We start from the raw sequence: 24,978 nt of genomic DNA on the forward strand, positions 1-24,978 counted from the left end.
GTCTCCTTAAACGAACAGACGGTCGGTGTTGACGAAGCCGCGCCCGTTCTCCGGGCACGCGCAGCGGCAGGGATCGTCGGCCGGCACGCAGGCGTCGGCCGCATACGCGCGGTACGCGATCAGCTTGACGGGTCTCGGCTTGTATTCGGATGAAGGGTCGAGCGGATGCGGTGCGGTCGAAAACACGGCGAGCGTGTCCATTTCGAAACGCAGATCGAACGCGGCGCCCGCCGGCGAATGGCCCGCTACGAAGCTGAGCGCGCCGTCCTCGCCGATCGCGAGTTTGCTGAAGAAGTTGATATTGGCGACGAGGTCGCGTGTGCCGAGTCCGTGCTTCGCCAGTTCGAGCAGCAGGCTGTCGCGGCCGTTGCGGATCATTGCATTGCGATGCTGCTGGTAGCGGGCCTCGCCGTACTTCGCCGCGGACAATTCCGCGTCGCCGATGCCGCCGAGCGGATCGTGCCAGCCGAGCGTATCGGCGGTGATCGAGGCCAGCACGCGGCCCATGTCCGAATAGAGCACGTGGCCGCGCGTCAGATGCGCGGTGTGCTGCGCCTTCAGCGTATCGGCCATGTTGTAGCGTTCGAGCGATTCGTCGTGCCGGTAGAACACGGCGGCCAGATTCGCGCCGCCTTCACTATCGACGACGCGCAACGCCATGCCACGGCGCAGCACGCCGGACCAGTGCGTGCCGGCGGGAATCACCGTTTCCCATGCCACGTGCGGGATCGGTGCGAGATCGACAGGGGATTGCGTCGACATGGAGGCTCCAGGTATCGGTTGGGAATAAGCATGAGAGGGCGATTGACCGACATCGCGACCTCCCGGGCTTTTATCCCTCCGTGGAGCCTCGCCGGCGCCTTGAAAGAAGGTGAACGGCAAGACCGGATTGCTCTCGGACCAGGCATCGTGCGCATTGACCCGCACACGACCGGAACCCTAGCGATCCTGAAGATGATGCAAATTACTTCGCACCTCTCGCTGCGTAGCTAAGCGAGTTGCGTGCCAGCGTTGTCTCAAGGATGCGGCAAGTGTGGCGTGGCAAGGGATTGGATGCGATGCGCGCGGCAGGCAGGTAGGTGTGGGCCGATCGCGCACGCACCAGCGCCGCTTGTTAATCCGCACCACTTGGATGCGCCGGGCACCACGATTGGGCTCGACGCGCGCCCGCGCGACGCCGGACATGGCTCTGAGCGATGGCATGGTGTGTGCGTATCAACGCGCCACATCCACTCCCTTCCTGACACGACCATGCCGACGCTTGCCGCTATCCGACGCGCGCTTTACACCTTGATGTCGGCACGTTTCATCGAGTTGCAAAAGCAACAGCGCCGCTCGTAACTGAGGCGGCGTGTTGTCGTGATGCTATGCATCCAGGCACTCGCCATTTATCGCAGCTCGCTTTCGCTCAGCCTTGAGTGTCCAGATCCGTGCTCGCATAGCGCGCCTGTTGCCCGAAGCTCGACAACGCTTTCGAACCATCGGGCAACTGTAGTTCTCCTCGTTCGAGACGTTCCTTCAGATAGGTAAAGCTCTGCGCCGTCTGCGCGAACAGATGGTCGCCCGCCAACACGGGCGGGTATTTCGCCACCGCTTCGGGCGTCGCGAATGGCGGCAGCGGCGCGACGACCGTGTGATAGTCGCAGGCAAAGAAAAGCGGGAACGAGTAGCGCTCCTCCCTCACCTTGCGCACGCGATGCGACGTCGCGACATAGGTCCCGCCCGTCCACACTTCCAGCATGTCGCCGATGTTCACGACAAACGCGTTCTCGACCGGCGGCGCATCGATCCACTCGCCCTCGCCGTTCATCACTTCGAGTCCGGGCGCGGTCGGCAGCAGGATCGTGAAGCACTCGTAGTCGGTATGCGCGCCGATGCCGGGCCGGTCTTCCGCCGACGGATCGAGCGGATAGTGGATCAGCCGCAACTGGCTCGGCGGCTTGCGCAGATACCGGTCGAAATGCTGTTCGGGCAAGCCGAGCGCGAGCGAGAAGCCGCGAAACAGGGCGCGGCCGAGTTCGAACGCCGCTTCGTAGTAGCCGCCCACCGCTTCGCGAAAACCCGCTTGTTCCGGCCAGGTATTCGGGCCCAGCATCGGCGTGCCGGCGCGCACGTCGGGGTCGTCGGCGGGCAGCTCGCGGCCGGTGTCGAAGGCTTCCTTCCTGTCGCGCTTGCCGCCCGCGAAGACTTCCTCGCCCTCCGGCACATAGCCGCGATGCGCCGTCGACTTGCCGATGTAGTAGCGCATCTTCCATTCATGTTCGGCAGCGAAGAAGCGCCTGGCCTGCTCGATCAACGCGCTTTGCTGCGCGCGCGGCACCTGATGGCCGGTGACATAGAAAAAGCCGGCCTCGCGTGCCGCGCGATCGAGTGCGCGCGCTGTGGTGAGCCGCTGGCGGTCGTCATCGCTGAAGAGGCCGCTCACGTCGACGATGGGTAGTTGCTGAAAGCTCGTATGGGTTCGGTTCATGAGATGTGCCTAGACAAGCTGCGCGCTGGTTTGAGATTGCGTCTGCTCGTTTCGCTCGCCGCCTCCTTCGCGCTCGGCAAGAAACGCAGCCAGATGGCGCCGTTCCTCGCGCCCCATCCATGTATTGATCTCCCACAGATCGGCCACCGGCGCGTTCGTAAACGGCAGCGTATGCAGATAGCCGTCGGGACCGAACTCCGGTGTCATCGTCGTGACGGTGTAGCCCTGCTCGATCTGCGCGCTCCACAGCGCTTCCCAGATCCGCTGATGCGAAGCAAGGCAGTCCGCATACTCGGGCGCCGCCGGATGCGGCACCTGCGGACCTTGCGGATAGCCGACACGCCCATGCAGATGATGCGCATGCGGCGCCAGTTCGAGGATCGTGTCCCACTCGCTGTCGAGCAGCCGCTCGCACACCGACACCCAATGGCTGAAGTCGCAGGTCAGCTTGAGTGCGGGCACGGCGCGCGCGACGTCGCGAGTGATCCAGGGGTTGAAGAACGAGCGCCCACGGTGCGTTTCGAAGCTGCACGTCACATCGTGTTTCGCCGCGATCTCCACCGCGCGCGCGAAGAAGTCCACCTGGGTCGCCGCCGGCCACGCATCGCAACCGGCCATGACGTTGAAGAAGCGCGGTTCGAGCGGCTTGCCCCACACGATCTTCTCCTCGAAGTCTCGCAGATGATCGGCAGGCGTCGCGGAACGTTCCGGCACGTAGCTGCCGGCCGTTGTGATCTCCGCGATGAAACCCAGGCTTTCGTCGGCAATGGCCTGCGCAAAGGCATCGCGCGCTGCGCCGCCGGACGGCACCGGCGCTTCGATGCCGTCGAAGCTGGCCGCCCGCACGAGCGGCGCGGCATCGCGCGGGCCGCCGTCGAATCCCCAGAACGTCTTGAACAATTCGAGTTTCATCGCCTCTCCATTTACATGCAAATTTGCATGCAATAGTACACATGAAAAGCGCGAGTCAATAAACTATCCTTGCGTGGCCGTGGAATATTTTCGCGCGCCCGATTTCCGGCTCGATTAGCACTTAAACTGTGCAGCCCTCCTCCTCGTGGTGAATCGATGAAGAAGAAAATTGCGCGGGCCAAGGGGCAAGCCGTCGCGCGCGCCATTCTCGACATGGACTGGCAATGGTCGGCGCATTTCGGCGATCTCGGCCTGAACGACCTGAACTACAGCGACCTGTTCTGCCGCATGTGGGTGGATCAGGGCGATCACTTCGCCAAGACAGCGCTCTACGAATTCATGCCGGGCGTGAGCCGCCGCACCGCCGTGCGGTACGTGCAGGAGTTGATCGACGGCGGCTGGCTGCTGGAAACGAGTTCCGCCGAGGATCGCCGCATCAAACAGGTGAGCCTCGCGGCATCGATCGAGGAACGGCTGGAGCAGTTTCTCGCTTACGTGCATCAACGGTTCGCGGCGCTGGATTGACTTCGCCAATGCGGAGCCGAAGTCGAAGCGTTCGCATGATCTTAGTCGCGCAATCCGCTGGCATATTTCTCGCTAGATAACTCACCGAGAGGTGCGGCAGCGTCGCATCTTAGGGATGCTAGGGTTCCGGTTCGCGAGAATGTCTGGTCCGAGAGCAGCCCGGTGCGCCGCCGGTTCGCTTGCAAGCTGATTGCAGGCACGTACTGGCGGCCGCACTACACGGCGGGACAAAAGCCCGGGAGATTGGCGATAGCAATGTCTATCGTGCCTCTCCGTGGCCGGTGTTTGTCTCCCGCAGTTTCCGCGTCGTTGTTCTCTCGCGGGAACCGGTCATGTTGTTTCATCGCGCAGTCGCCGCGCGATCCAACTCAACAATCGCAATTGACCGGTCTCCTGGAGAAAACGATGAAACGCTTCGCATCCGTCCTGACGTCTCGCACTCCCCGTGCATCACTCGCCTCGCCTGCCCGCTTCGCCTCGGCCCTGCGCACGCGTGGCGCGCTCGCTGTGGCCGCCGCCGCACTCGCTATCGGTCTTGCCGCAGGCCCTGCCGCCAGCCCGGCGCAAGCTGCGGCCGCACCGCTCGCCATCGGCTATAGCGACTGGCCCGGCTTCGTCGCTTTCCAGATCGCCATCGAAAAAGGCTGGTTCAAGGAAGCGGGCGTGGACGTGAATTTTCAATGGTTCGACTACTCAGCGTCGCTCGATGCATTTTCCGCCGGCAAGCTCGACGCGGTCGGTGCGACCAACGGCGACGCGCTCGTGACGGGCGCAAGCGGCGCGAAAAACGTGATGATCCTGCTCACCGACTATTCGAGCGGCAACGACATGATCGTCGCCAAGCCGCCGGTGCGCACGGTGGAAGGATTGAAGGGCAAGAAGGTCGGCGTGGAAATGGGCCTCGTCGATCACCTGTTGCTCGACACCGCGCTCGAAAAACATGCGCTGAAGGAATCGGACCTCACGCTCGTCAATGCGAAGACCAACGAATTGCCGCAAGTGCTCGCCTCATCCGGCGACGTCGCCGCGGTCGGCGCCTGGCAACCGAACGCGGGCGAAGCGCTCAAGCGCGTGCCCGGCTCGCGGCCCATCTTCACTTCCGCCGACGCCCCCGGCCTGATCTACGACGCGATCACGGTCAACCCCGTCAGCCTGCAATCGCGCAAGGCCGACTGGGCCAAGGTGATCAAGGTCTGGTATCGCTGCGTGGCCTATATCAACGATCCGAAGACGCAACCGGACGCGGTCAGGATCATGTCCGCACGGGTCGGCCTCACGCCGGCGCAGTACCTGCCCTTGCTGAAAGGCACGCATCTGCTCGACGCCGCCGCGGCGAAAAAGGCCTTCACCAAAGGCGACGGACTGGACTCCGTGTACGGTTCGAGCGTGAACGCCGACAAGTTCAACGTACGCAACGCCGTGTACAAACAGTCGCAGAACGTGAGCGCCTATATCGATCCGGAGCTTGCCAACGCGCAGTAAGCGGCCCGCAAGGCGCCGCAATCGCAACCGCTAGACAGCCCGCGGACCCGAAACTGTTATTCTTGCGTCTCTCCCGACCGTCAACTGGTCGCCTGCCGCCTTCGGGCGGCACTCCAAGCGGCGCTTTGCGCCCGACTTCCGAGAGACAGGAATTTGCATGTTCGGTTTTCTGCGCGGCTATTTTTCCAATGACCTGGCCATCGACCTCGGCACGTCGAACACCCTGATTTACATGCGTGGCAAGGGCATCGTGCTGGACGAACCCTCGGTGGTGTCGATTCGTCAGGAAGGCGGCCCGAATGGCAAGAAAATCATTCTGGCCGTCGGCAAGGAAGCAAAACAGATGCTCGGCAAGGTGCCGGGCAATATCGAGGCGATCCGCCCGATGAAGGACGGCGTGATCGCCGACTTCAACATCACCCAGCAGATGATCAAGCGCTTCATCCAGATGGCGCACGAGTCGCGTATGTTCGCGCCGTCGCCGCGCATCATCATCTGCGTACCTTGCGGTTCGACCCAGGTTGAGCGGCGCGCGATCAAGGAAGCCGCGCACAGTGCCGGCGCCTCGCAGGTCTATCTGATCGAGGAGCCGATGGCCGCGGCCACCGGCGCAGGCTTGCCGGTGTCGGACCCGACCGGCTCGATGGTGGTCGATATCGGCGGCGGCACAACCGAAGTGGGCGTGATCTCGCTCGGCGGCATCGTTTATAAAGGCTCGGTGCGCGTGGGCGGCGACAAGTTCGACGACGCCATCGTCAACTACATCCGCCGCAACTACGGCATGCTGATCGGCGAACAAACCGCCGAAGCGATCAAGAAGGAAATCGGCTCCGCGTTTCCGGGCTCCGAGGTCAAGGAGATGGAAGTCAAGGGCCGCAATATGTCCGAAGGCATTCCGCGCAGCTTCACGGTGTCCAGCAACGAGATTCTCGAAGCGCTGACTGATCCGCTCAACCAGATCGTCTCGGCCGTGAAGATCGCGCTGGAACAGACGCCGCCGGAACTGGGCGCCGACATCGCCGAGCGCGGCATCATGCTGGCAGGCGGCGGTGCGCTGCTGCGCGATCTCGACCGGTTGCTCGCCGAGGAAACCGGTTTGCCGGTGTTCGTCGCCGAAGCGCCGCTTACTTGCGTGGTGCGCGGCTCGGGTATGGCGCTCGAACGCATCGACAAATTCGGCGGTGCGTTTTCTTACGACTGAGCCTGGCTTGCCAGTCAAAGCTCGACAAGCTGCCGCTCAGGAAACGAACGGCAGCTTGCTATCGCGCGCCGCGGCCAGCATCGACAGTGTGATCTTGCGCACTTCCAGCTTGCTCTGCGTGATATGCGCGCGCAGCAGAATGATCGCCTCGGTCAGGCGGTTGCGTTCGATCAGGTTGAGCATGGTGGAGTGCTCGTCGTAAGTCGCGCTGGTGCGATGCGGCTTCAGAAAATCGAGCCGCCGCACGATGCGAATGCGCTCGGTCACTTCGTTATGCACGCGCAGCATTTCCGCATTGCCAGTGGCGGCGACGAGTTGCCGGTGAAAATTTTCGTCCATGCCGAACATTTTCACCGGATCGCTCTCGCGCGACTCGGGCTCAACGCACCAGATCGCCTTCAATGCCTCGACGGCCGCATGCGCGACTTCACCACCCGCGCCCACCCGCTCCACCGCCGCGACTTCCAGCACGATGCGCAAATCGTAGAGCTGATCGAGTTGATCGAAGTTGATCGGCGCCACTTTCCAGCCGCGGCGGAAGCCGACTTCCAGATAGCCTTCGCGTTGCAGACGGAACAGGCCGTCGCGCATCGGCGTACGTGACACGCCGTAGTGCTGCGCGATGCCGTTTTCGGAAAAGCGGTCGCCGGGAAACAGGCGAAAGCTGAAAATATCGGTCTTGAGCTGCTGGTACACCTGCTCGGCAAGCGGATTCGCCGCGGCCGGCGCGGCAGGCGTCTCCAGCAGATTCGTCGGGTCATCGTTCATGATGCCAGGGTCCCTTTTTTCTTATTATCGGTGTTTCATGGGCTGGCCGGCGAATGGATGAGACTCACGTGCGCGGCGACGATTTTCCAGCCTTCATCGGGATTGAGTCTCGCCCAGGTCTGCATCTGGCGGCCGAGCAGATGCGTGGCCTCGCTAGTGAACTCGGTGCTCACGGTGGCGAAGTCCGTGCCGAAGGTCGTCACCACGGTTCGGTGCAGCTTGCGCGACTTCGGCACCGGCTCGCAGCGCTCGCGCCACGCGCGGATCGCCTCGCCGCCATGCTGGATTTCGGCGATACCGTAGCGCACCGTTTCCGGCGTGTGCCAGAACAGCGCGTTCATCGCCGCGACGTCGTTATCGACCAACGCGCGCTCGTACTCGATGAACGCCGCATGCACCTGTGCCACGATTTCGGGCTGATTTACTTCCATGCTCGGGTCGTCTCGTCAATTTCGATCAATGAAGAAAGAGGCGCGGTCCAGCCGACAATGCCGCCTTGCGAACGCACCATGTCGAGCGTCGCCTGTTTGAAGGCGGGGAAATAGCTCGCGGTGGCGTCTTCGATCAGCAGGCTGTCGTAGCCGCGGTCGTTGGCTTCGCGCATCGACGTTTGCACGCACACTTCGGTGGTCACACCGGCGAACACCAGATGCGTGACGCCGCGCATGGCGAGCTCCTCGCCGAGGCGGGTCGCATAGAACGCGCCTTTGCCGGGTTTGTCGATCACCAGTTCGCCGGCCAGCGGCGCGAGCGGTTCGATGATCGCATTGCCGGGCTCGCCGCGAATCAGAATGCGGCCCATCGGCCCCGCGTCGCCGATGCGCGCATTCGGCGCGCCGCGCAGACGTTTGGCCGGCGGACAGTCGGACAGATCCGGAGCGTGCGATTCACGCGTATGCACGACGAACCATCCCTGCTTGCGTGCAAAAGCCAGTAACGCGGCCACGGTCGGCACGATGTCCGCGAGCAGCGAGACGTCGTTGCCCAGCGATTCGCCGAAACCGCCCGGCTCGATGAAATCGCGCTGCATGTCGATCACGACCAGCGCGGTTTTCGCGGAGTCGAAGCTGAACGGGCCGGGTTGGGCGTCGATGGTCAGCGTGTTAGTCGATGTCATCCGATGGCTTCCCTAAGTTTTTCGGCGGGCACGGCGGGTTGCGTGGGCGTGTCGCCGTGGCCGGCCATATGCTGGCCGAGCACGGTGCGATCCGCGCGTGCCGCCGGGGTTTCGTACACCAGCTCGCCCTCGGCGATCACCATGATGCGGTCGGCGAGTTCGAGCAGTTCGTCGAGGTCTTCGCTGACCAGCAGCACGGCCGCGCCCGCGTCGCGCGCGGCCATCAGACGCGCATGGATATCGGCCACGGATGCGAAGTCGAGCCCGAACACCGGATTCGCGACGATCAGCACATCCACCGGTTGCCCGAGTTCGCGCGCCAGCACGGCACGCTGCACATTGCCGCCCGACAGCGTGCCGATCGCGCGCTCGGGTACGGGCGGCCGCACATTGAATTCGCCGATCAACTGCGTAGCGCGCTCGCGCATGGCACGGCGATCGAGCCACCAGCCGCCGCGCCGCAACGGCTCGCGGTCGAAGTCGCGCAGCGCGAGATTCTGCGCCACGCTCATGGCGCCGACGCAGGCGTTTTTCAGCGGCTCTTCGGGGATCGCGAAGACGCGCCGTTGCGTCATCTGCTCGCGGGTCGCCTGGTACGGCTTGCCGGCGACCTGCATGTCGCCAGTCTTCACGCGACGCTGGCCGACTAGCGCCTCCACGAGTTCCTTCTGACCGTTACCGGAGACGCCCGCGAGCCCAAGAATTTCGCCCGCGCGCACGGACAGCGTCGCGTGCTTCACTGCCGTGTGGCCGCGATCGTCTTCCACGGATACGTCGCGTAGTGCAAGGCGCACCTGTGCCGATTCATCGAGCGGTTTGCGCCGGACGCGCTCCTCCGTCACTGCGGCCATGACCGGCGCGTCGCTCGCTGCCACCGTGCCCATCATCCATGCGGCGAGTTCATCGCGGCTCGTATTCGCCACCGCGCTGGTGCCGACCTGGCGCCCCTTGCGCAACACGGTGACGTCGTCCGCGTAGGCCATCACTTCGCGGAACTTGTGCGTGATCATCAACACGGTCAGCTCGCCGCGCGTGGTCAGGTCGCGCATCAGGCCCAGCACTTCGTCGGCTTCCTGCGGCGTCAGCACGGACGTTGGTTCGTCGAGTATCAGGAAGCGCTGTTGCAAGTAGAGTTGCTTGAGGATTTCGAGCTTCTGCTTTTCACCCGCGGCAAGTGCCGCGACCGGCGCATCGAGCGGCAGGCGGAACGGCATGCGCTGCATGAATGCCACTAGGGCCGCACGTTCCGCTTTCCAGTCGATTTTCCACGGCATCTGCCCGCGCGCGAGCAGCAGATTTTCTTCGACAGACAAACCCGACGCCAGCGTGAAATGCTGATACACCATGCCAATGCCGAGCGCTTGCGCGTCGCGCGGCGAATGGATGTGCACCTCGCGGCCATCGGCGGCGATCTGTCCGTCGTCGAGCACCCCGTAACCGACCAGTCCCTTCACGAGCGTGCTCTTGCCCGCGCCGTTCTCGCCGAGCAGCGCGTGGATCGTGCCGGCCTTCACCTTGATCGAGACATCGTCCAGCGCGCGAAACGCGCCGAACGATTTGCTCGCATGCATGACTTCCACACCGAGAGCTTGCCGTACGGTCGACATGATCATCCACCTAGCGTTAACAGCAAAGCGCCGGAGTCCGACACCGTGCCGAACACGCCGCCCTGCATCGTGATCATGTGCAAGGCGGCGTCGTGATTGCTTTTGTCGGTTGCGCCACAGCAGTCGGCGAGCACCGTGCATTCGAAGCCGCGGTCGTTGGCTTCGCGCATGGTCGTGTGCACGCAGACATCGGTCGTGATGCCGGTCAGAATCAGATTCTCGATGCCGCGCGTGCGCAGGATCAGTTCGAGATCGGTCGCGCAGAACGAGCCTTTGCCGGGCTTGTCGATCACGATCTCGCCCGCCAGCGGCTTCAGTTCGTCGATGATGTCCCAGCCCGGTTCACCACGCACGAGGATCTTGCCGCACGGACCATCGTCGCCGATGCCCACGCCGTTGGTGCCCGCGCGGCGGCTGCGCCAGCGCTTGTTAGCCGGCAAATCGGAGAGATCGGGGCGATGGCCTTCGCGCGTGTGAATGATCGTGAAGCCCTGCTCGCGCATGACCTTCAGCACGCTCTTGATCGGCTCGATCGGCGCGCGCGTGAGCGAGAGGTCGTAGCCCATCTTGTCGACGTAGCCGCCGTGGCCGCAGAAATCCGTCTGCATGTCGATGATCACGAGCGCGGTGTTCTCAGGGCGCAGATTGCCGTCGTAAGGCCACGGGTAAGGTCTCGCTTCGATGAATCGGGTCATGGTCTGGGTGTCCTGGTTTGGGTTCCTGAATATCGGCAAGGTCCGCGAATCGGTGAGCGAGTCAACGCGTCAGGCTCAGCTCGCCAGGCGCGCCCGCCAGCGTGCGGTCCGGACGGCAATTGATGATCATGATGACGAGCGTGAGCACATATGGCGCGGCGTTATAGAGGTAATAGCCACTCGTCACGCCGATCGCCTGCAACGCCGGACCGAGCGCGCCCGCCGCGCCGAACAGCAACGCGGCCCACAGACATCGCAATGGCTGCCAGCGCGCGAAGATCACCAGCGCGACGGCCATCAGCCCTTGCCCGCTGGAGAGCCCCTCATTCCAACTACCGGGATACACCAGCGACAGATACGCACCGCCGACGCCCGCAAATACACCGCCCACCGCAGTCGCCGCAATACGCACACGCGTGAGCGGATAACCCATCGCGCGCGCCGTTTCCGCGTGATCGCCGACGAGCCGCAGCACCATGCCCCAACGCGTATTTCGCAAGCCCCATTGCAGAACGAACGCGAGCACGACGCCGATCACGAACAGCAGATTCAGATGCAGCGCGTTATGCAATTGCGGCGACGAACTCCACGCGCCGAGGTCGATGAACGGCAGCATCGGCGCTTGTGGTTCGATAAACGGTTTGCCGAGATAGAACGCAAGCCCGGTGCCGAGCAGCATCAACGCGATACCGAACGCGATATCCGACACGCGCGGCAACGAACACACGAGACCGTGCAGACAGCCGAGCAGCAAACCGACCGAACCCGCCGCAAGCACGCCGATCCACGGCGAGCCGCTCAGAAACGCGCCGGCGTAACCGCTCATTGCCCCGGACACGAGAATGCCTTCCAGGCCGAGATTCACGCGGCCGCCCTTCTCGGTCAGACATTCACCGAGACTGACGAACAGATAAGGCGTGCTGACGCGGATCGCTCCCGCGAACAGCGACAGCAACAGAATGACGATGGGCGAGTGCATATCAGGCATGGGTCTGCTCCAGTTGCACGGGAAGGCCGGTTTGCGCAATGGCCTGCAACTTCACGCGCCATGCGGCGATGCGCCCGCCAAGCGCTTCCCACGCGAGCAGGTTGGCGAACAGCAGGCCTTGCAGGACGAGCGTGGTGGCGTCGGGCAGATCGAGGCGCCGTTGCAGCAGACTGCCGCTCGCCTCGATGCCGCCGATCATCAGCGCGCACGCGATGATCGCAAGCGGATTCTGGCGCGCCGCGAAGGCGACGAGAATGCCCGCGTAACCGTAGCCCGCGAGCAGCGACGCGTTCGCGCTGCCCTGCACCGCAGCGACTTCGAACATGCCGCCGAGGCCTGCCGCGGCGCCGCCCAGCACGCATGCCGTCAGCGCGAGCACATTGACCGGCAAGCCGACCAGACGCGCCGCGCGATTGCTGCCGCCCACCACGCGCATCGCAAAGCCTTTGGTGCTGAACTTCACGAACACCCATGCCGCGATGCACGCGACGACGCCCCAGAACAGCCCCCAATGCGTCTCGAGTCCGGGGATCGAGCCGATCATCATCGCGTCGGGCACCGGCAGCGTCGACGGTTTGTTCAGGCTCGCGGGATCGCGCAGCGGCCCTTCCACCAGATGCTTGAATACCGCGATCGCGATATACGACATCAACAGACTGCTGATGGTCTCGTTGACGCCGCGCCATTGCCGCAACGCGCCGACCGCGCCGATCCAGACGCCGCCGGCGAGCATGCCCGCGAGCGCCATCAACGGTGTGGCGATCAGCCAGGGCGTGTTATGCGGCAGCATCTGCGGAACGATGGCGGCGCACATGCCGCCGAGTGCGAGTGCGCCCTCGCCGCCGATCACGATCAAGCCGACTTGTGCGGGCAAGGCGACGCACAACGCGGTCAGCATCAACGGCGCGGCGCGCAGCAAGGTGCTCTGCCACGCGAACGAGGAACCGAATGCGCCCTGAAAAATCAGCGCGATCGCGTCGGGCGCCGGCTGACCTTGCACCAGCAGGAACAGCGAGAACAGCAGCAAGGTGCCGAGCACCGCCAGCACGGTCGGCAGCGCGGGCAGGAGCGAGAGCATCACTCTCGCGGCAGAGGCATTGGGGCGCATCACGGCTCCTTGATTGAAGCAAACATCGCCGTCACCGGAATCAGATCTGGCCGACGACGCCCGCGACCAGATAGTTCATGCTCTCCAGCGTGTAGTCGGTCTGACTGTGACTCGCGCCCGAGGCGATCGCCGTGCCGCCCTTGTTGTCCTTCATCGGACCTTTGAAGATCACGAAATTGCCGGCCACCATGCTGCTTCTGATCGAGTCGGCGTTCTGCTTCGCCGCGGCCGTCACTTTCGCGCCATACGGCGACATCTTCACGAAGCCTTCTTTCAGGCCGCCGCGCAATACGTTGGGCTGTGGCGTGCCGGCTTGCGCGCCCGTCACCAGTTGCTTGTACGGCGTCGCCCAGTCCCATTCCGCACCGGTCAGATATCCCTTGGGCGCAAGTGCCGCCTGGCTCGCGTGATAACCGCAACTCATCGCGCCGCGTTTTTCCGCTGTCTCCACCACGACCTTCGGACCGTCGACGTGACAAGTCAGCACGTCGCAGCCCTGATCGACGAGACTGTTGGTGGCTTCCGCTTCCTTGACCGGCATCGACCAGTCGCCCGTGAAAATCACCTGCGTGGTGATCGACGGATCGACCGACTGCGCGCCGAGCGTGAACGAATTGATATTGCGCAGCACCTGCGGAATCGGCTTGGCCGCCACGAAGCCGAGTTTTTTGCTCTTCGTCATATGGCCAGCGACCACGCCGTTCAGGTACTGGCACTCGTCGATATAGCCGAAGTAGCTGGTGATGTTCGACGGGTTGCCCTGCTTCCACAAACCGCCGCAGTGAGCGAATCGCACCTTCGGATACTTCGCCGCCATCTTCAGCACGTGCGGGTCGAAGTAGCCGAACGACGTCGCGAAGATGAGCGTCGCGCCGTCCTGTTCGATCATCGCTTCCATGGTCTTCTGCACGGCGATGGTCTCGGGCACGTTCTCTTCTTCCACCACCTTCACGTCCGGCATTTTCTTGATCACCGCGGCCGCTTGTGCCTGCGCCTGGTTGTAGCCGTAGTCGCCGCGCGCGCCGACGTAGATCACGCCGACGGTGGTCTTCGGCGCGGCGAACACCGACTGGATGGGCAAAATATTGCCGAGCGTCAACAGGCTGGCGCTCTTGATGAAATGGCGGCGGCTGGTCATGGTGTCCAATTCCTGATCGAAGGTTAAAGAGCGTTGGCCTGAGGGTTGGCTTGCGGCTTTGGCTTGAGGCTGGCCAGATACGCAAGCCACCCGCCGAACGAGGTGATATCGAGTGCGCCGCTGTCGTCGCTCACGGCGGACGGCTCGCAGATGAAGCCCTTCACGCTGTGCCCGTCGGCGAGTTGCAACGTGCCGATGCCGAGCGGCGCGGGCACGTCGACGACAAATTGGCCGAAGGTACGCAGCGGCACTTCCCAGAGTTCGACGGCGATCGGCCGGCCTTGCTGTTCCGTCGAACGCACGAGGCCGGGCTTCGGCGGCTGGGTGTTGGCGAGCGCATAGAGCTTGTAGCCTGGTGCGGTGTGCGTCGCTTTCACGAAACGCGCGCCGGCTTGCTGGAGTTGCCAGTTCAACGGCTGGCCGCGCAGATGCGCGCCGACCACCGCGAGGGTGAGGGTGGGCTCCTGAAACGGTAACGGCTGGATGAGCGCGGTTGTTGTTGCGGCCTCCGCGGTTTCGGCGCGATTCGCGAACAACGCCTGAATCCGTGCGCCCAATTCGGCGAGGCGCCGGTCCGCGCCGCTCGGCGCGATCAGCGTCACGCCGGCCGGCAAGCCGTCGCTGCGCCGCTGACACGGCACGGCCAGCGCGCATAGATCCAGCAGGTTGACGAAGTTGGTGTAGTAGCCGAGCTGACTGTTCAATTCGACGGGATTGGCCTGCACGTCGGCGATTAACGGATGCGTCGGCGTGGTGGGGACGATCAGGACGTCGATCGTTTCGAACAGTGCTTCGGCGTGACGTTTCAGGTCCGCTAGCGCGTACTGACCGTTAAAGGCATCGGCGGCGCTGAACTGCTCGGCCTTGCCGATCACTTTGGCCACGACCGCGTCGATCGCCTGGTGATGGGTTTTGAAGAACGTGCCGAGCGCCGCGCGCCGTTCCGCCACCCACGGGCCATCGTAGAGTAAGGCGGAGACCGCTTTGAGCGGCTCGAAGTCGATTGCTTGCGTGGGCAGATGCAGATGCGTCGTGAGCGTGTCGAGCGCGTGTGAAAACGCCTGGCTCGCTATTGCGTCGCCATAGAACTCCAAGCGCTCCGGCACGCCGATCCGTGGAGCCGAACGCAACAAGCCGAGAGCCGGCACTTTGCGCGAGTAGCCGTCGAGCGGATCGAAACAGGCGATTTCGGTCAACACGCGCCAGGCATCGTCCACGTCGTGTGCGAACACGGAGATCGTATCGAGGCTTCGGCACGCGGGCACCACGCCACGTTTGCTGACCAGTCCCAGCGAAGGTTTCAGACCGGCCAGCCCGTTGAATCCGGCCGGCACGCGGCCGGAACCCGCGGTGTCGGTGCCGAGCGAAAACACCACGCAACCGGTCGCCACTGCGACTGCCGAACCCGAACTCGAACCTCCCGACACGCGCAACGGCGACTCGCTGTGCCGCACGGCGCCATACGGCGAACGCGTGCCGACGAGGCCGGTGGCGAACTGATCGAGATTGGTCTTGCCGATCAGGATCGCGCCGGCATCGACGAGCCGCTGCACGGCGAACGCCGACGTGTCCGGCGTGTAGGCGAAAGAGTCGCAAGCGGCCGTGGTCGGCAAGCCGGCGACGTCGATGTTGTCCTTGACCGCGAACGGCACGCCGAACAGCGGCATGTGCTCGAACACCGCGCTGCCTTGGGCGTCGTATAACGCTTCGAGTGCCTTCGCGCGAGCCTGCAAATCGGCTGCCGGCACGCGCAGAATCCAGACTTCCGGGCGGTCGATTTCGTCGATTCGCGCCAGCGCCGATGATACGGCTTCAGTCGGCGTCAGGCTCCCCGCAGCGTATGCCGCGAGCAGACCCTTGACCGTCATGGGTGAAGAAATAGGCACCTGTTTTTCCTTGAGTTCAATCTTGAATACAAGTTTGGACTCAAATTAGCAGGAGCTATGCCAAGTGTTGATTCAGCCTCGACAAATCGCTTCGAAGCCATGCTGGGCGGGGTTCTTCCGTCCGTGCTGATGCGCGCGAAGCGTCGCGGAAAACGCCCCGCCCCGCGCTGCCCGTGGTGCAGCGCTCACCAACTCGGGGCTCACGCGCCCTGGATTCGCGCCGACGCGCGCTTCGGCAACGCGGGCTGCGATGCCGGGGCAACCACGAACGCTCGCGCCATCTCATGCGCTGTCGCTCATCGGCGCGCGCGGCGGCGACCGCGCGTTGCTTCGCCTCGCGCGTGATCTACGATCTATACTCGCGACACGTTTTCGCGCACCCTCAGTAGCGGAGCATCGATGCACAATCCACAACCCGCCGGCACTCGCGGCGGCATGGTCACCAGTCCGCATGCGTTAGCCAGCGAGGCCGGCCGCGACGTCCTGCGCGCGGGCGGCAATGCCATCGAAGCGGCCATCGCGATCGGCGCCGCGCTGTGCGTGACGTACCCGCATTTCACCGGCCTTGGCGGCGACGCCTTCTGGGTCATCGGCGACCGGCAAGGGACGTTGCGCACGCTATCGGGCATCGGCCAGGCCGCGGCGCAACTGCCCGCGTTCGACGGTGCGATTCCCTTGCGCGGCCCGGCTTCTGCAATTACCACCGCCGCGACAGTCGATACATGGCATCAGGCTTACGAAATCAGCCAAAACGTTTGGGGTGGTATGCAGTCGTGGTCGTCGCTGTTCGACCATGCACTCGAACTTGCCGCCGACGGCTTTCCCGTCACTCCGTCGCAACATTTCTGGCAAAGCCTGCGCGCCGGCGAATTGCAGGCGTTGCCCGGCTTCGCGGCGACCTTCGCGCCGCACGGCCACATTCCCGCGATCGACGAGCGCTTCGTTCAACCCGCGTTGGCAAGGAGCCTCGACCGTATTGCGCGTTTCGGCGCGCGTGAGTTCTATGAGGGCGACCTGGCTGAGCGGATCGTCCACGGTCTCCGGCAGGCCGGTTCGCCACTCAGCGCGAGCGACCTGGCCCGCACGCACGCGCGCAACGAAGCACCGTTGCGGGTCGCCTATCGCGGCGGCGAACTAATAAGCTTGCGGCCGCCCACGCAAGGCGTGACAACCTTGCAGATCATGGGCACGCTGGAGCGTTTCGATCTTGCCGCCATTCCGGAAGGCAGCGCCGATTACTATCACCTGCTGGTGGAAGCGGTGAAATGCGCGTTCATGGATCGTGACCGCTTCGTCTGCGATCCGGAGTTCAACCTCGTGCCGGTCGACGAGATGCTTTCACCCGCCACGCTCGACGCCCACGCCCGCTCGATCCATCCGCATAAAGCGCGCGCATGGCCGCATGTTTTCCGTCCGGGCGATACGGTGTTCATCGGCGCGACGGATCGCGAAGGCCGTAGCGTGAGTGTGCTGCAAACGGTCTACTTCGACTGGGGCAGCGGCGTGGTGGCGGGCGATACCGGCATTCTGTGGCACAACCGCGGCGCGTCGTTCAGCACGAACCCGGCACATCACAATGCCGTGCAGCCGGGCAAGCGGCCTTTCCATACGCTCAATCCCGGCATGTATATGAAGGATGGCCGCCCGCAACTCCTATTCGGCACGCAAGGCGCGGACGGTCAGCCGCAGACGCTGGCGGCGATTCTCACGCGGCTGATCGACTACGGCATGGACCCGCTGACCGCCCTCGCCCGTCCGCGTTTTCTGCTCGGCAAGACGTTCTCCGACACGCGCGACGCGCTGAAACTCGAAGCGGACGCCAGCGCCGACGTGTTCGCGGCGCTCGCCGCACGCGGACATGAAGTGAGCGCGATCGACGCGCAAAGTCCGTTGGCGGGGCATCCGGGCGTGATTCGCATCGAGGCGGACGGCTCGGTCACGGGGGCGCACGATCCACGCAGCGACGGCCGGGCGCTCGCCGTGTAATGCGACGTGACGCGCGGTTACGTGATGGACGCCGGGACCTCACCCGAGGGTGAAGCGGTCCCGCGTCGTCACATAGTCGCTCGCGCCGAAGCGGCCCACCGGGAAATAATGCTGCAGCCGGACACGCCACGTTTGCGTATCGATCAACTCGTCCCGCGCGTGCAGCCGATGCACACGTCCAATGAAAATCTGCCGGCTCGTCGTCTCCAGCGTCTCCCACGTCGTGCACTCGAACGCGACCGGCGCTTCGGCGATTCGCGGCGGCTTGACGTGAGAACTCGGCACCGGCGTCAGGCCGACTTCGGCGAGTTCGCTGACGTTCGGCGGCAATCTTTCGCCGCAGCGATGCATCTTGTCCGCGATGGCTTCGTCCGCGAGATGCACGACGAACTCGCCGGTGCGCACGATGTTCACCGCCGTATCCTTGAGCGTGCCGTCGGCCACGCGGTTGACGCTGATCATCACGATCGGCGGCTCCTCGCCGAGCATGTTGAACATCGAGAACGGCGCCGCGTTGATCGTGCCGTCGGCGCCAAGCGTCGTGACGAGCGCGATCGGGCGCGGCACGATCAGGCTCGCCATCAGCTTGTAACGCTGGTATTCGGTGATCGCTTCGAAATCTATTTCCATGTCGGCGCCTGGTCGGGAGTGACGGATGCGGTGATGCCGAGCAACTGGCCGAGGCTCTTTTCGCCGCGCATCCGCGAGGTTTCGATCCGTTCTTCAAGGTCGCGCAGATGCGCTTCCATATGCGCCATCGCGCCTGCCGCATCGCGCGCCTCGATGCAGTCGACGATCGCCGCGTGCTCCGCGTGTTCGCACGGCGCATGCCCTGGCGGCTCATACACGCCGACAATCAACGAGCAGCGCGAGACCAGTTCCTTCAGATAGTTTTGCAGGATCGAATTACCGGCCAGCGCGGCGATACGCATATGAAAGCCGCTGGCGAGGGTCGCCCAGGAAGGCTGATCGAAGCGATGCATCGCCTCATGTTCGCTCGCGAGTTGCTGACGCAATGCCTTGATGTCTTTGGCGTTCGCGCGCTGCACGGCCAGTTCGACCAGCATGCGTTCGACGGAGCGGCGCGCCTCGAAAATCTCGCGCGTTTCCTCGGGCGTGGGTTCGGCGATCACCGCGCCCTTGTTCGGCCGCAATACGACGATGCCGTCATACGCGAGCTTTTCCAGCACGCGCCGCACCACCGCGCGGCCCACGCCGAACAACTGGCACAACTCGGGCTCCGGCAGCTTCGTGCCCGGCGTCAGACGATGATTCAGCACGCCGTCGAAGATCGACTGGTAGATACGTGTGTCGAGATCGGCGTCGTCTTTCAGGGGCTTTTTCGCGGTGGCCGCGCCGGCTTTCGCGTTCATGCGATGACCGGGCGCACCACGCCGTCCCGTTCCAGCATGTCCATATGATCCGCAATGGCGCCCGGCGTGGTGATCCACACGTCGCCTCGGGCGCGCGCCGCGGCGATATGTTCGAGCGCGCGGCGCAGATGCCGCAAGCGATACGGCTGCCCCACCAGATACGGATGCAATGCGATGCCCATCACGAGCGACTGCGGCTGCGCACCGCGATTGGCCTGTTCGAGCATCTCGTCGAACTGGTCGACGATCATGTCGGCGAATGCGCGGCCATCCATATGGCGGGCCACCATCATCGGCAGATCGTTGAGTTCCTGCGGATACGGAATCGACCAGAGCGGCGCACCGCGTGTGGCCATCCGCACGGGACGGTCGTCGTGACACCAGTTCAACGTGTAGCGGTAGCCGGTCTCCGCGAGCAGATCGGGCGTGAGATGGGACTCGGAAATCCACGGCGACAGCCAGCCGTGCGGCGCTATACCGGACACTTCGGCGATCCGTTCCCGGCAATGCAGAAGCAGTTCACGTTCGCCGGTTTCGTCGAGATCGCTCTGGCGGTGCGCGTTCGTATGGCCGTGGCCGATCAGTTCGTCGCCGCGCGCCACGCAGGCCGCGATCAACTCCGGGCAATGATCGTAGAGCGCGGTGTTGATCAGCGTGCCCGCGGGCAGGTCGAGTTGATCGAATAGTTCGATGCAGCGCCACGCGCCGACCCGATTGCCGTACTCGCGCCAGCTATGGTTTAGCACATCCGGTTGCGGCGAGATCGGACCGAGCGCGGCGCCCAGCCCTTCGCCAAAGGCAAAGTGTTCGATGTTGAAACCCAGATAGACCGCGAGCCCGCTGCCGCCGGGCCAGCGGTACGCGTCGCTGTCGGTGATCGGGCGATACGCGAAGCGGCCATGCGTGGCAAGCAATTGACGCGCGCGACTCGCTGCGGCGGCCATGTTCCGTATGTCGTTCATTTGAAGAAGCCGTGGGTGAGAAAAAGCGCCGCGCCGAGTGAGCGCATGAACCGGAATGGCCGGTTCATGCCCCGCGACGGACCCGGCACGCACCGCGATCGCGCAAAAGAATCGTTGGAATCGCTAACGATCGACGCTGCGGATCGTTTGCAATATGTGAGCCAACTCGTAGACGTTAAGCACACCGGCGCGTCGGCATTCAATCGGCTATCGCGATGCAAACGATGGCACATGTCTTGCATTTGCCTGGTCTCGTTCAGGCGCCGCGTTGCTTTTCGCGTCCCTCGCTTCATCGTCGCTCACGAGGACACCCCTTCATGATTCAGCCTGCTTCAACGGTGCTCGAAACCAAAGCCGCCGATATCGAACTGGTGCACGTGTCGAAGCAATACGGCGACTCGCTTGCCGTCGACGCGATCGATCTGCGCATCGACGGTGGCCAGTACTGCTGTCTGCTCGGGCCGTCGGGATGCGGCAAGACCTCGACCTTGCGCATGATCGCCGGTCATGAATCGGTCACCGACGGTGACATTCTGATCGCCGGCCGCAACGTCACGCGCGCCGAACCCGCTGCGCGCGGCACAGCCATGGTGTTCCAGAACTACGCGCTGTTTCCGCATCTAAGCGCGCTCGACAACGTGGCGTTCAGCCTGAAGATGCGCGGCGTCGCCAAGGACGCGCGACGCAAACGCGCCGCCGAATTGCTCGAACTGGTCGCCATGTCGGCGTACGCGGAACGCAAACCGGCTCAGTTATCCGGCGGCCAGCAGCAACGGGTCGCGCTTGCCCGCGCGTTGCTGAATCAGCCGGGCTGCCTGTTGCTCGACGAACCGCTCTCCGCGCTGGACCCGTTCCTGCGTGTGCAGATGCGCGCCGAGCTCAAGCGCTGGCAGAAAGAACTCGGCATTACCTTCGTGCACGTCACGCATTCGCAGGAAGAAGCGATGGCGCTGGCCGATCTCGTGGTGGTGATGAGCCATGGACGTATCGAGCAAAGCGGCACGCCGCACGAAGTGTTCAACCGTCCGCGCACCGAGTTCGTCGCGCGCTTTCTCGGCGGTCACAACGTCTTCAATACCAATGGCCGCGCGTTTACCGTGCGCGCGGATCATCTGCGTGTCGTGCCACATGGCATTACGCCGGTGCAGAACGCGAACGGCGACAACGGCATGACGCGCATCGGCGGCGTGCCCTGCACCGTGCGTGAAGCTGAATATCAAGGCACGCATCTGCGCGTGACGCTCGACCCGCTCGACGGTTCGCCCGAGCTCGTCTCGCTGGTGAGCGACGGCGATTACGACCCGGCGCGGCTCGGCCCCGAGGCGCGCGTGGTGGTCTGGTGGGAAGAGCGGGACGCGCATCCGCTCGCGGCATGAGTATCGAACCGAGTCGTCCAGACGTGGCTGCAACTTCGAACAAGCGGTAACCAAACGCCAACCAAACGTCAATCGAACGTCAACTGAGGAGAAAGCAATGATTGAAGCGAACGAAAGCCCGGCAGCGGCCGCAACCGATGTGAAGGAAAAAGGCCTGTCGCGCCGCACGTTCATCAAGGGCGCGGTGGCGGCGGCCGGCATTGCCGGTTTTCCGTACGTGCACGCGCAGGAAAAAATCACGTTGCGCTACCTCGGCACGGCGGTGAATCAGAGCGCCGACATCGCGAAGAAATTTAAGGAAGACACCGGCATCGAAATTCAATACGTGCCGGTGACCACTGACGACGTCGCCAAGCGCATCATCACCCAGCCTAACTCGTTCGACATTGTCGACACCGAATACTTCGCGCTCAAGAAGCTGATTCCGGCCGGCACGCTGGCCGGCATGGACGCGAAGCGCATCAAGCTCGCGGACAAGATCACGCCAGTGCTCACGCGCGGCGAAGTGAACGGCAAGAAGATCGGCGATCAAGGCACCGCGCCGAAGAAGGTGATGTTCCTCACCGGCCCGCGCTCCACGGAATTCTCCGCCACGCCGACCGAATGGATGACGCTGATCCCCACCACCTACAACGCGGATACGCTCGGCATTCGGCCCGACCTGATCAAGCGGCCCATCGACAGTTGGGCGGAACTGCTGAATCCGCAGTTCAAGGGCAAGGCGGCGCTGCTGAACATTCCCGCGATCGGCATCATGGATTCGGCCATGGCGATCGAGGCGATGGGTCACGTGAAATACGGCGACAAAGGCAACATGACCAAGGCCGAGATCGACCAGACCATCAAGATTCTGATCGAAGCAAAACGCGCCGGCCAGTTTCGCGCGTTCTGGAAGGACTTCAACGAGAGCGTGAACCTGATGGCGTCGGGCGAAGTGGTGATCCAGTCGATGTGGTCGCCGGCGGTCACGAAAGTCCGCACCATGGGTGTCGCCTGCAAGTTTCAGCCGCTCAAGGAAGGCTATCGTTCGTGGGCGTCGGGCTTCGGTTTCCCGCGTTCGCTGCAAGGTAAGAAGCTCGACGCCGCCTACGAGTTCGTCAACTGGTTCCAGGATGGCTGGGCGGGCGCGTATCTGATGCGTCAGGGCTATTACTCGGGCGTGCTGGAAACCGCGAAAACGCACATGCAGCCGTACGAGTGGGACTACTGGATTGAAGGCAAACCAGCCGCGCAGGACATCAAGGCGCCGGACGGCCAGTTGCTCGAAAAAGCCGGCACCGTGCGCGACGGCGGCTCGTACAACCAGCGCATGGGGGCGATTGCCTGCTGGAACGCCGTGATGGACGAGAACATCTATATGGTCCAGAAGTGGAACGAGTTCATCGCGGCCTGATCGCAGCCGTGGTTCGCCATGACAGCCGGCATGCGACACGCCGGCTGTCACCACCTGTCCGAATGAACGCATAGTCCATTCCTTAGAAATACGCCCATGGCAACGATCGACCTTCCCTCGCACGCGCAGGACGAGCCCGTCAAACATCGCCGCGCGCCGGCGTGGTTGCAGGCGACGCCGCTCTCGCTGACCTTCCTGCTGTTTTTCATCGTGCCGCTGGTCATCACGCTGATCGTCAGTTTCTGGGACTTCAACGAATACCAGATCATTCCCGCGTTCACGCTGAAGAACTACGCGGCGATCTTCAACGGCTGTTCGTCGCTCACGGACATTTGCGTCACCTTCAAGACCTACTGGTCGACGCTCAAGTTCTGCGCGATCGTGTGGACAGTGACCCTGCTGCTGGGTTTTTCGATCGCTTACTTTCTCGCGTTCCATGTGCGCACCACGAGCATGCAGACCGTGCTGTTTCTGGTCTGCACGATTCCGTTCTGGACCTCGAACGTGATCCGCATGATTTCGTGGATGCCGCTGCTCGGGCGCAACGGTCTCGTCAATCAGGCGCTGCTCGGCGCGCATCTGATCGACCAGCCGCTGGAATGGCTGCTGTATTCGAACTTTTCGGTGGTGCTCGCTTTCGTTCACCTCTACACGTTCTTCATGATCGTGCCGATCTTCAACGCGATGATGCGCATCGACCGCTCGCTCCTCGAAGCCGCGCGCGACGCCGGCGCGAGCGGCTGGCAAGTGGTGCGCGACGTGGTCCTGCCGCTGTCGAAAACCGGCATCGTGATCGGCTCGATCTTCGTCATCACGATCGTGATGGGCGATTTCCTGACCGTCGGCGTAATGGGCGGCCAGCAGATCGCGTCGGTGGGCAAGATCATTCAGGTGCAAACCGGCTACCTGCAATTTCCCGCCGCGGCGGCCAACGCGATCATGCTGCTCGCCGTGGTGCTGATGATCGTGTGGGGTTTGACGCGGGTGGTCGACATCCGCAAGGAGTTGTGAAGATGCAGGCCATTCGCGTCAAACATCGTGAGCGCCGTCCGGCGAGTTTCTATTGGCTCGCGCTGCTGTTCGGCCTGTTCGTGTTGTTTCTTTATGGTCCTGTGATCACGATTTTCATTCTGTCGTTTCAAGGCCCCGAAGGCGGCCTCACGTTTCCAATGCGCGGTGTGTCGCTGCACTGGTTCGCCATGCTGCGCGATGGTGTGGGCGATGTCGATATCTGGGGTGCATTCGGACGTTCCGTGCGGCTCGCATTGGCAGTCACGGTGCTGACGGTGCTCTTTTCCGTCGCAGCGGGTCTCGCGTTTCGCAGAAAATTTCGCGGCGATACCGCGGTGTTCTATGTCTCCGTGGCCAGTCTCATCATGCCGTCCATTATCGTTTCGCTCGGCATCGGCTTGACGTTCCGCCTGCTGGATAACGGCGTGAAGTACTTCGCCACCGCGTGGGGCTATCAGTCTTTCGCCGACAGCTATACCACCTCGATGGGCCTGTTCACCTCGGCGCTCGGCGCGCATCTGACGTGGACGCTGCCGTTCGGCCTGCTCGTCATGTTCGCGGTGTTCAACCGCTTCAATCCCGCTTACGAAGAAGCCTCGCGCGATCTGGGCGCCACCCCATGGCAAAGCTTCCGGCATGTGGTGCTGCCGATCATCGGTCCGTCGGTGGTGGGCGTCGCGATGTTCGGCTTCACGCTCTCCTGGGACGAAATTGCCCGCACCTCGCAGGCGATCGGCGACCAGAACACCTTGCCGCTCGAGCTTCAGGGTCTCACCACATCGGTGACCACGCCGGTGATCTACGCGCTGGGCACCATGACGACGCTGTTGTCGCTGACCGTGATGGGCGTGTGCCTGCTTGCCGTGCGCATACTCGCGCGCAGGCGCGTGGCGGCGGGACTGAAATGAGCCACGCGCCTATCGCGGCGCGCGCCACTACCATTTCACTCCTGCTGCTAAGAATCGGCCAAATACTTCGTT

The 24,978-nt window shown here is 63.5% G+C and carries 23 protein-coding genes and 2 riboswitches; of the genes, 8 read left to right on the plus strand and 15 right to left on the minus strand.

Annotation, left to right across the window (positions count from 1 at the left end; genetic code table 11):
- Positions 1-6: 6 nt before the first annotated feature.
- From B0G71_RS24505 to B0G71_RS24520, 3 genes are all read right to left on the minus strand, one after another.
- A complete protein-coding gene (locus tag B0G71_RS24505; RefSeq protein WP_116144878.1) occupies positions 7-762 on the minus strand; it encodes an urea amidolyase associated protein UAAP1 in 756 nt (251 codons plus the stop codon).
- A gap of 57 nt (positions 763-819) precedes the next feature.
- Positions 820-954: riboswitch (guanidine-I (ykkC/yxkD leader) on the minus strand.
- A gap of 454 nt (positions 955-1,408) precedes the next feature.
- A complete protein-coding gene (locus B0G71_RS24515) occupies positions 1,409-2,470 on the minus strand; it encodes an isopenicillin N synthase family oxygenase (RefSeq protein WP_116144880.1) in 1,062 nt (353 codons plus the stop codon).
- 9 nt (positions 2,471-2,479) lie between these two features.
- Positions 2,480-3,382 (minus strand): sugar phosphate isomerase/epimerase, encoded by a 903-nt coding sequence (locus B0G71_RS24520; protein ID WP_116144882.1) that lies wholly within the window; start codon positions 3,380-3,382, stop codon positions 2,480-2,482.
- Positions 3,383-3,538: 156 nt separating this feature from the next.
- On the opposite strand from B0G71_RS24520, the gene B0G71_RS24525 reads away from it, so the two are divergent.
- The 3 genes from B0G71_RS24525 (at position 3,539) to B0G71_RS24535 (ending at position 6,590) form a co-directional block, all read left to right on the plus strand.
- The gene (locus B0G71_RS24525) at positions 3,539-3,907 is read left to right on the plus strand and encodes a MarR family transcriptional regulator (RefSeq protein WP_106278007.1); all 369 of its coding nucleotides are present in this window, start codon (positions 3,539-3,541) and stop codon (positions 3,905-3,907) included.
- A 107-nt stretch (positions 3,908-4,014) separates the two neighbouring features.
- Positions 4,015-4,151: riboswitch (guanidine-I (ykkC/yxkD leader) on the plus strand.
- 161 nt (positions 4,152-4,312) lie between these two features.
- Positions 4,313-5,389 (plus strand): ABC transporter substrate-binding protein, encoded by a 1,077-nt coding sequence (locus B0G71_RS24530; RefSeq protein ID WP_116144884.1) that lies wholly within the window; start codon positions 4,313-4,315, stop codon positions 5,387-5,389.
- Positions 5,390-5,546: 157 nt separating this feature from the next.
- On the plus strand, positions 5,547-6,590 hold the full coding sequence (locus tag B0G71_RS24535; RefSeq protein ID WP_106278011.1) for a rod shape-determining protein: 1,044 nt from the start codon (positions 5,547-5,549) through the stop codon (positions 6,588-6,590).
- A gap of 36 nt (positions 6,591-6,626) precedes the next feature.
- Here B0G71_RS24535 and B0G71_RS24540 read toward each other — a convergent pair whose 3' ends face one another.
- The 9 genes from B0G71_RS24540 to atzF all read right to left on the minus strand — a co-directional run bounded on the left by B0G71_RS24540 (position 6,627) and on the right by atzF (position 15,879).
- Complete coding sequence (locus B0G71_RS24540; RefSeq protein ID WP_116144886.1) at positions 6,627-7,358, minus strand: GntR family transcriptional regulator; 732 nt, start codon at positions 7,356-7,358, stop codon at positions 6,627-6,629.
- A 35-nt stretch (positions 7,359-7,393) separates the two neighbouring features.
- On the minus strand, positions 7,394-7,789 hold the full coding sequence (gene hpxZ / locus B0G71_RS24545) for an oxalurate catabolism protein HpxZ (RefSeq protein ID WP_116144888.1): 396 nt from the start codon (positions 7,787-7,789) through the stop codon (positions 7,394-7,396).
- On the minus strand, positions 7,780-8,475 hold the full coding sequence (locus tag B0G71_RS24550) for a cysteine hydrolase family protein (protein ID WP_116144890.1): 696 nt from the start codon (positions 8,473-8,475) through the stop codon (positions 7,780-7,782). Before B0G71_RS24550 ends, hpxZ begins: the two co-directional genes overlap by 10 nt.
- Entirely contained in the window at positions 8,472-10,082 is a 1,611-nt protein-coding gene (locus B0G71_RS24555; protein WP_181916817.1) for an ABC transporter ATP-binding protein, read from the minus strand. Before B0G71_RS24555 ends, B0G71_RS24550 begins: the two co-directional genes overlap by 4 nt.
- A 2-nt stretch (positions 10,083-10,084) precedes the next feature.
- Entirely contained in the window at positions 10,085-10,777 is a 693-nt protein-coding gene (locus tag B0G71_RS24560) for a cysteine hydrolase family protein (RefSeq protein WP_116144892.1), read from the minus strand.
- A gap of 61 nt (positions 10,778-10,838) precedes the next feature.
- Positions 10,839-11,765, minus strand: a complete 927-nt coding sequence (locus tag B0G71_RS24565; protein ID WP_116144894.1) for an ABC transporter permease — start codon at positions 11,763-11,765, stop codon at positions 10,839-10,841.
- Entirely contained in the window at positions 11,758-12,873 is a 1,116-nt protein-coding gene (locus tag B0G71_RS24570; protein WP_116144896.1) for an ABC transporter permease, read from the minus strand. Before B0G71_RS24570 ends, B0G71_RS24565 begins: the two co-directional genes overlap by 8 nt.
- A gap of 40 nt (positions 12,874-12,913) precedes the next feature.
- Positions 12,914-14,011 carry a BMP family ABC transporter substrate-binding protein gene (locus B0G71_RS24575; RefSeq protein WP_012427110.1) on the minus strand — a complete coding sequence of 366 codons (1,098 nt, stop codon included), beginning with the start codon at positions 14,009-14,011 and terminating at the stop codon, positions 12,914-12,916.
- A 23-nt stretch (positions 14,012-14,034) separates the two neighbouring features.
- A complete protein-coding gene (gene atzF, locus B0G71_RS24580) occupies positions 14,035-15,879 on the minus strand; it encodes an allophanate hydrolase (RefSeq protein ID WP_116144897.1) in 1,845 nt (614 codons plus the stop codon).
- A gap of 417 nt (positions 15,880-16,296) precedes the next feature.
- On the opposite strand from atzF, the gene B0G71_RS24590 reads away from it, so the two are divergent.
- Positions 16,297-17,883: a gamma-glutamyltransferase family protein gene (locus B0G71_RS24590; RefSeq protein ID WP_116144899.1), complete on the plus strand. Its 1,587-nt coding sequence runs from the start codon at positions 16,297-16,299 to the stop codon at positions 17,881-17,883.
- A 39-nt stretch (positions 17,884-17,922) separates the two neighbouring features.
- Here the strand turns inward: B0G71_RS24590 and B0G71_RS24595 are convergent, their stop codons facing one another.
- The 3 genes from B0G71_RS24595 to B0G71_RS24605 are packed head-to-tail and all read right to left on the minus strand — an operon-like array spanning position 17,923 to position 20,218.
- A complete protein-coding gene (locus B0G71_RS24595; protein ID WP_012427120.1) occupies positions 17,923-18,513 on the minus strand; it encodes a flavin reductase family protein in 591 nt (196 codons plus the stop codon).
- Positions 18,504-19,256 (minus strand): GntR family transcriptional regulator, encoded by a 753-nt coding sequence (locus B0G71_RS24600; RefSeq protein ID WP_116144901.1) that lies wholly within the window; start codon positions 19,254-19,256, stop codon positions 18,504-18,506. The genes B0G71_RS24595 and B0G71_RS24600 overlap by 10 nt, the downstream gene beginning before the upstream one ends.
- Entirely contained in the window at positions 19,253-20,218 is a 966-nt protein-coding gene (locus B0G71_RS24605; RefSeq protein ID WP_116144903.1) for a polysaccharide deacetylase family protein, read from the minus strand. Before B0G71_RS24605 ends, B0G71_RS24600 begins: the two co-directional genes overlap by 4 nt.
- A gap of 317 nt (positions 20,219-20,535) precedes the next feature.
- Here B0G71_RS24605 and B0G71_RS24610 point away from each other — a divergent pair, with 317 nt between their 5' ends.
- The 4 genes from B0G71_RS24610 to B0G71_RS24625 all read left to right on the plus strand — a co-directional run bounded on the left by B0G71_RS24610 (position 20,536) and on the right by B0G71_RS24625 (position 24,906).
- Complete coding sequence (locus B0G71_RS24610) at positions 20,536-21,594, plus strand: ABC transporter ATP-binding protein (RefSeq protein WP_116144905.1); 1,059 nt, start codon at positions 20,536-20,538, stop codon at positions 21,592-21,594.
- Between the two features lie 97 nt (positions 21,595-21,691).
- Positions 21,692-22,987: a PotD/PotF family extracellular solute-binding protein gene (locus B0G71_RS24615; RefSeq protein ID WP_116144907.1), complete on the plus strand. Its 1,296-nt coding sequence runs from the start codon at positions 21,692-21,694 to the stop codon at positions 22,985-22,987.
- A 96-nt stretch (positions 22,988-23,083) separates the two neighbouring features.
- Positions 23,084-23,998 carry an ABC transporter permease gene (locus tag B0G71_RS24620; RefSeq protein WP_116144909.1) on the plus strand — a complete coding sequence of 305 codons (915 nt, stop codon included), beginning with the start codon at positions 23,084-23,086 and terminating at the stop codon, positions 23,996-23,998.
- A gap of 2 nt (positions 23,999-24,000) precedes the next feature.
- Positions 24,001-24,906, plus strand: a complete 906-nt coding sequence (locus tag B0G71_RS24625; RefSeq protein ID WP_116144911.1) for an ABC transporter permease — start codon at positions 24,001-24,003, stop codon at positions 24,904-24,906.
- Positions 24,907-24,978 lie beyond the last annotated feature (72 nt).

It is taken from the genome of Paraburkholderia sp. BL27I4N3, assembly GCF_003386115.1.
Classification (GTDB): domain Bacteria; phylum Pseudomonadota; class Gammaproteobacteria; order Burkholderiales; family Burkholderiaceae; genus Paraburkholderia.

Coding starts and splice junctions, on each gene's coding strand:
- B0G71_RS24505 (WP_116144878.1), bottom strand. CDS start 762: ATGTCGACGCAATCCCCTGTCGATCTCGCACCGATCCCGCACGTGGCA.
- B0G71_RS24515 (WP_116144880.1), bottom strand. CDS start 2,470: ATGAACCGAACCCATACGAGCTTTCAGCAACTACCCATCGTCGACGTG.
- B0G71_RS24520 (WP_116144882.1), bottom strand. CDS start 3,382: ATGAAACTCGAATTGTTCAAGACGTTCTGGGGATTCGACGGCGGCCCG.
- B0G71_RS24525 (WP_106278007.1), top strand. CDS start 3,539: ATGAAGAAGAAAATTGCGCGGGCCAAGGGGCAAGCCGTCGCGCGCGCC.
- B0G71_RS24530 (WP_116144884.1), top strand. CDS start 4,313: ATGAAACGCTTCGCATCCGTCCTGACGTCTCGCACTCCCCGTGCATCA.
- B0G71_RS24535 (WP_106278011.1), top strand. CDS start 5,547: ATGTTCGGTTTTCTGCGCGGCTATTTTTCCAATGACCTGGCCATCGAC.
- B0G71_RS24540 (WP_116144886.1), bottom strand. CDS start 7,358: ATGAACGATGACCCGACGAATCTGCTGGAGACGCCTGCCGCGCCGGCC.
- hpxZ (WP_116144888.1), bottom strand. CDS start 7,789: ATGGAAGTAAATCAGCCCGAAATCGTGGCACAGGTGCATGCGGCGTTC.
- B0G71_RS24550 (WP_116144890.1), bottom strand. CDS start 8,475: ATGACATCGACTAACACGCTGACCATCGACGCCCAACCCGGCCCGTTC.
- B0G71_RS24555 (WP_181916817.1), bottom strand. CDS start 10,082: ATGTCGACCGTACGGCAAGCTCTCGGTGTGGAAGTCATGCATGCGAGC.
- B0G71_RS24560 (WP_116144892.1), bottom strand. CDS start 10,777: ATGACCCGATTCATCGAAGCGAGACCTTACCCGTGGCCTTACGACGGC.
- B0G71_RS24565 (WP_116144894.1), bottom strand. CDS start 11,765: ATGCCTGATATGCACTCGCCCATCGTCATTCTGTTGCTGTCGCTGTTC.
- B0G71_RS24570 (WP_116144896.1), bottom strand. CDS start 12,873: ATGCGCCCCAATGCCTCTGCCGCGAGAGTGATGCTCTCGCTCCTGCCC.
- B0G71_RS24575 (WP_012427110.1), bottom strand. CDS start 14,011: ATGACCAGCCGCCGCCATTTCATCAAGAGCGCCAGCCTGTTGACGCTC.
- atzF (WP_116144897.1), bottom strand. CDS start 15,879: ATGACGGTCAAGGGTCTGCTCGCGGCATACGCTGCGGGGAGCCTGACG.
- B0G71_RS24590 (WP_116144899.1), top strand. CDS start 16,297: ATGCACAATCCACAACCCGCCGGCACTCGCGGCGGCATGGTCACCAGT.
- B0G71_RS24595 (WP_012427120.1), bottom strand. CDS start 18,513: ATGGAAATAGATTTCGAAGCGATCACCGAATACCAGCGTTACAAGCTG.
- B0G71_RS24600 (WP_116144901.1), bottom strand. CDS start 19,256: ATGAACGCGAAAGCCGGCGCGGCCACCGCGAAAAAGCCCCTGAAAGAC.
- B0G71_RS24605 (WP_116144903.1), bottom strand. CDS start 20,218: ATGAACGACATACGGAACATGGCCGCCGCAGCGAGTCGCGCGCGTCAA.
- B0G71_RS24610 (WP_116144905.1), top strand. CDS start 20,536: ATGATTCAGCCTGCTTCAACGGTGCTCGAAACCAAAGCCGCCGATATC.
- B0G71_RS24615 (WP_116144907.1), top strand. CDS start 21,692: ATGATTGAAGCGAACGAAAGCCCGGCAGCGGCCGCAACCGATGTGAAG.
- B0G71_RS24620 (WP_116144909.1), top strand. CDS start 23,084: ATGGCAACGATCGACCTTCCCTCGCACGCGCAGGACGAGCCCGTCAAA.
- B0G71_RS24625 (WP_116144911.1), top strand. CDS start 24,001: ATGCAGGCCATTCGCGTCAAACATCGTGAGCGCCGTCCGGCGAGTTTC.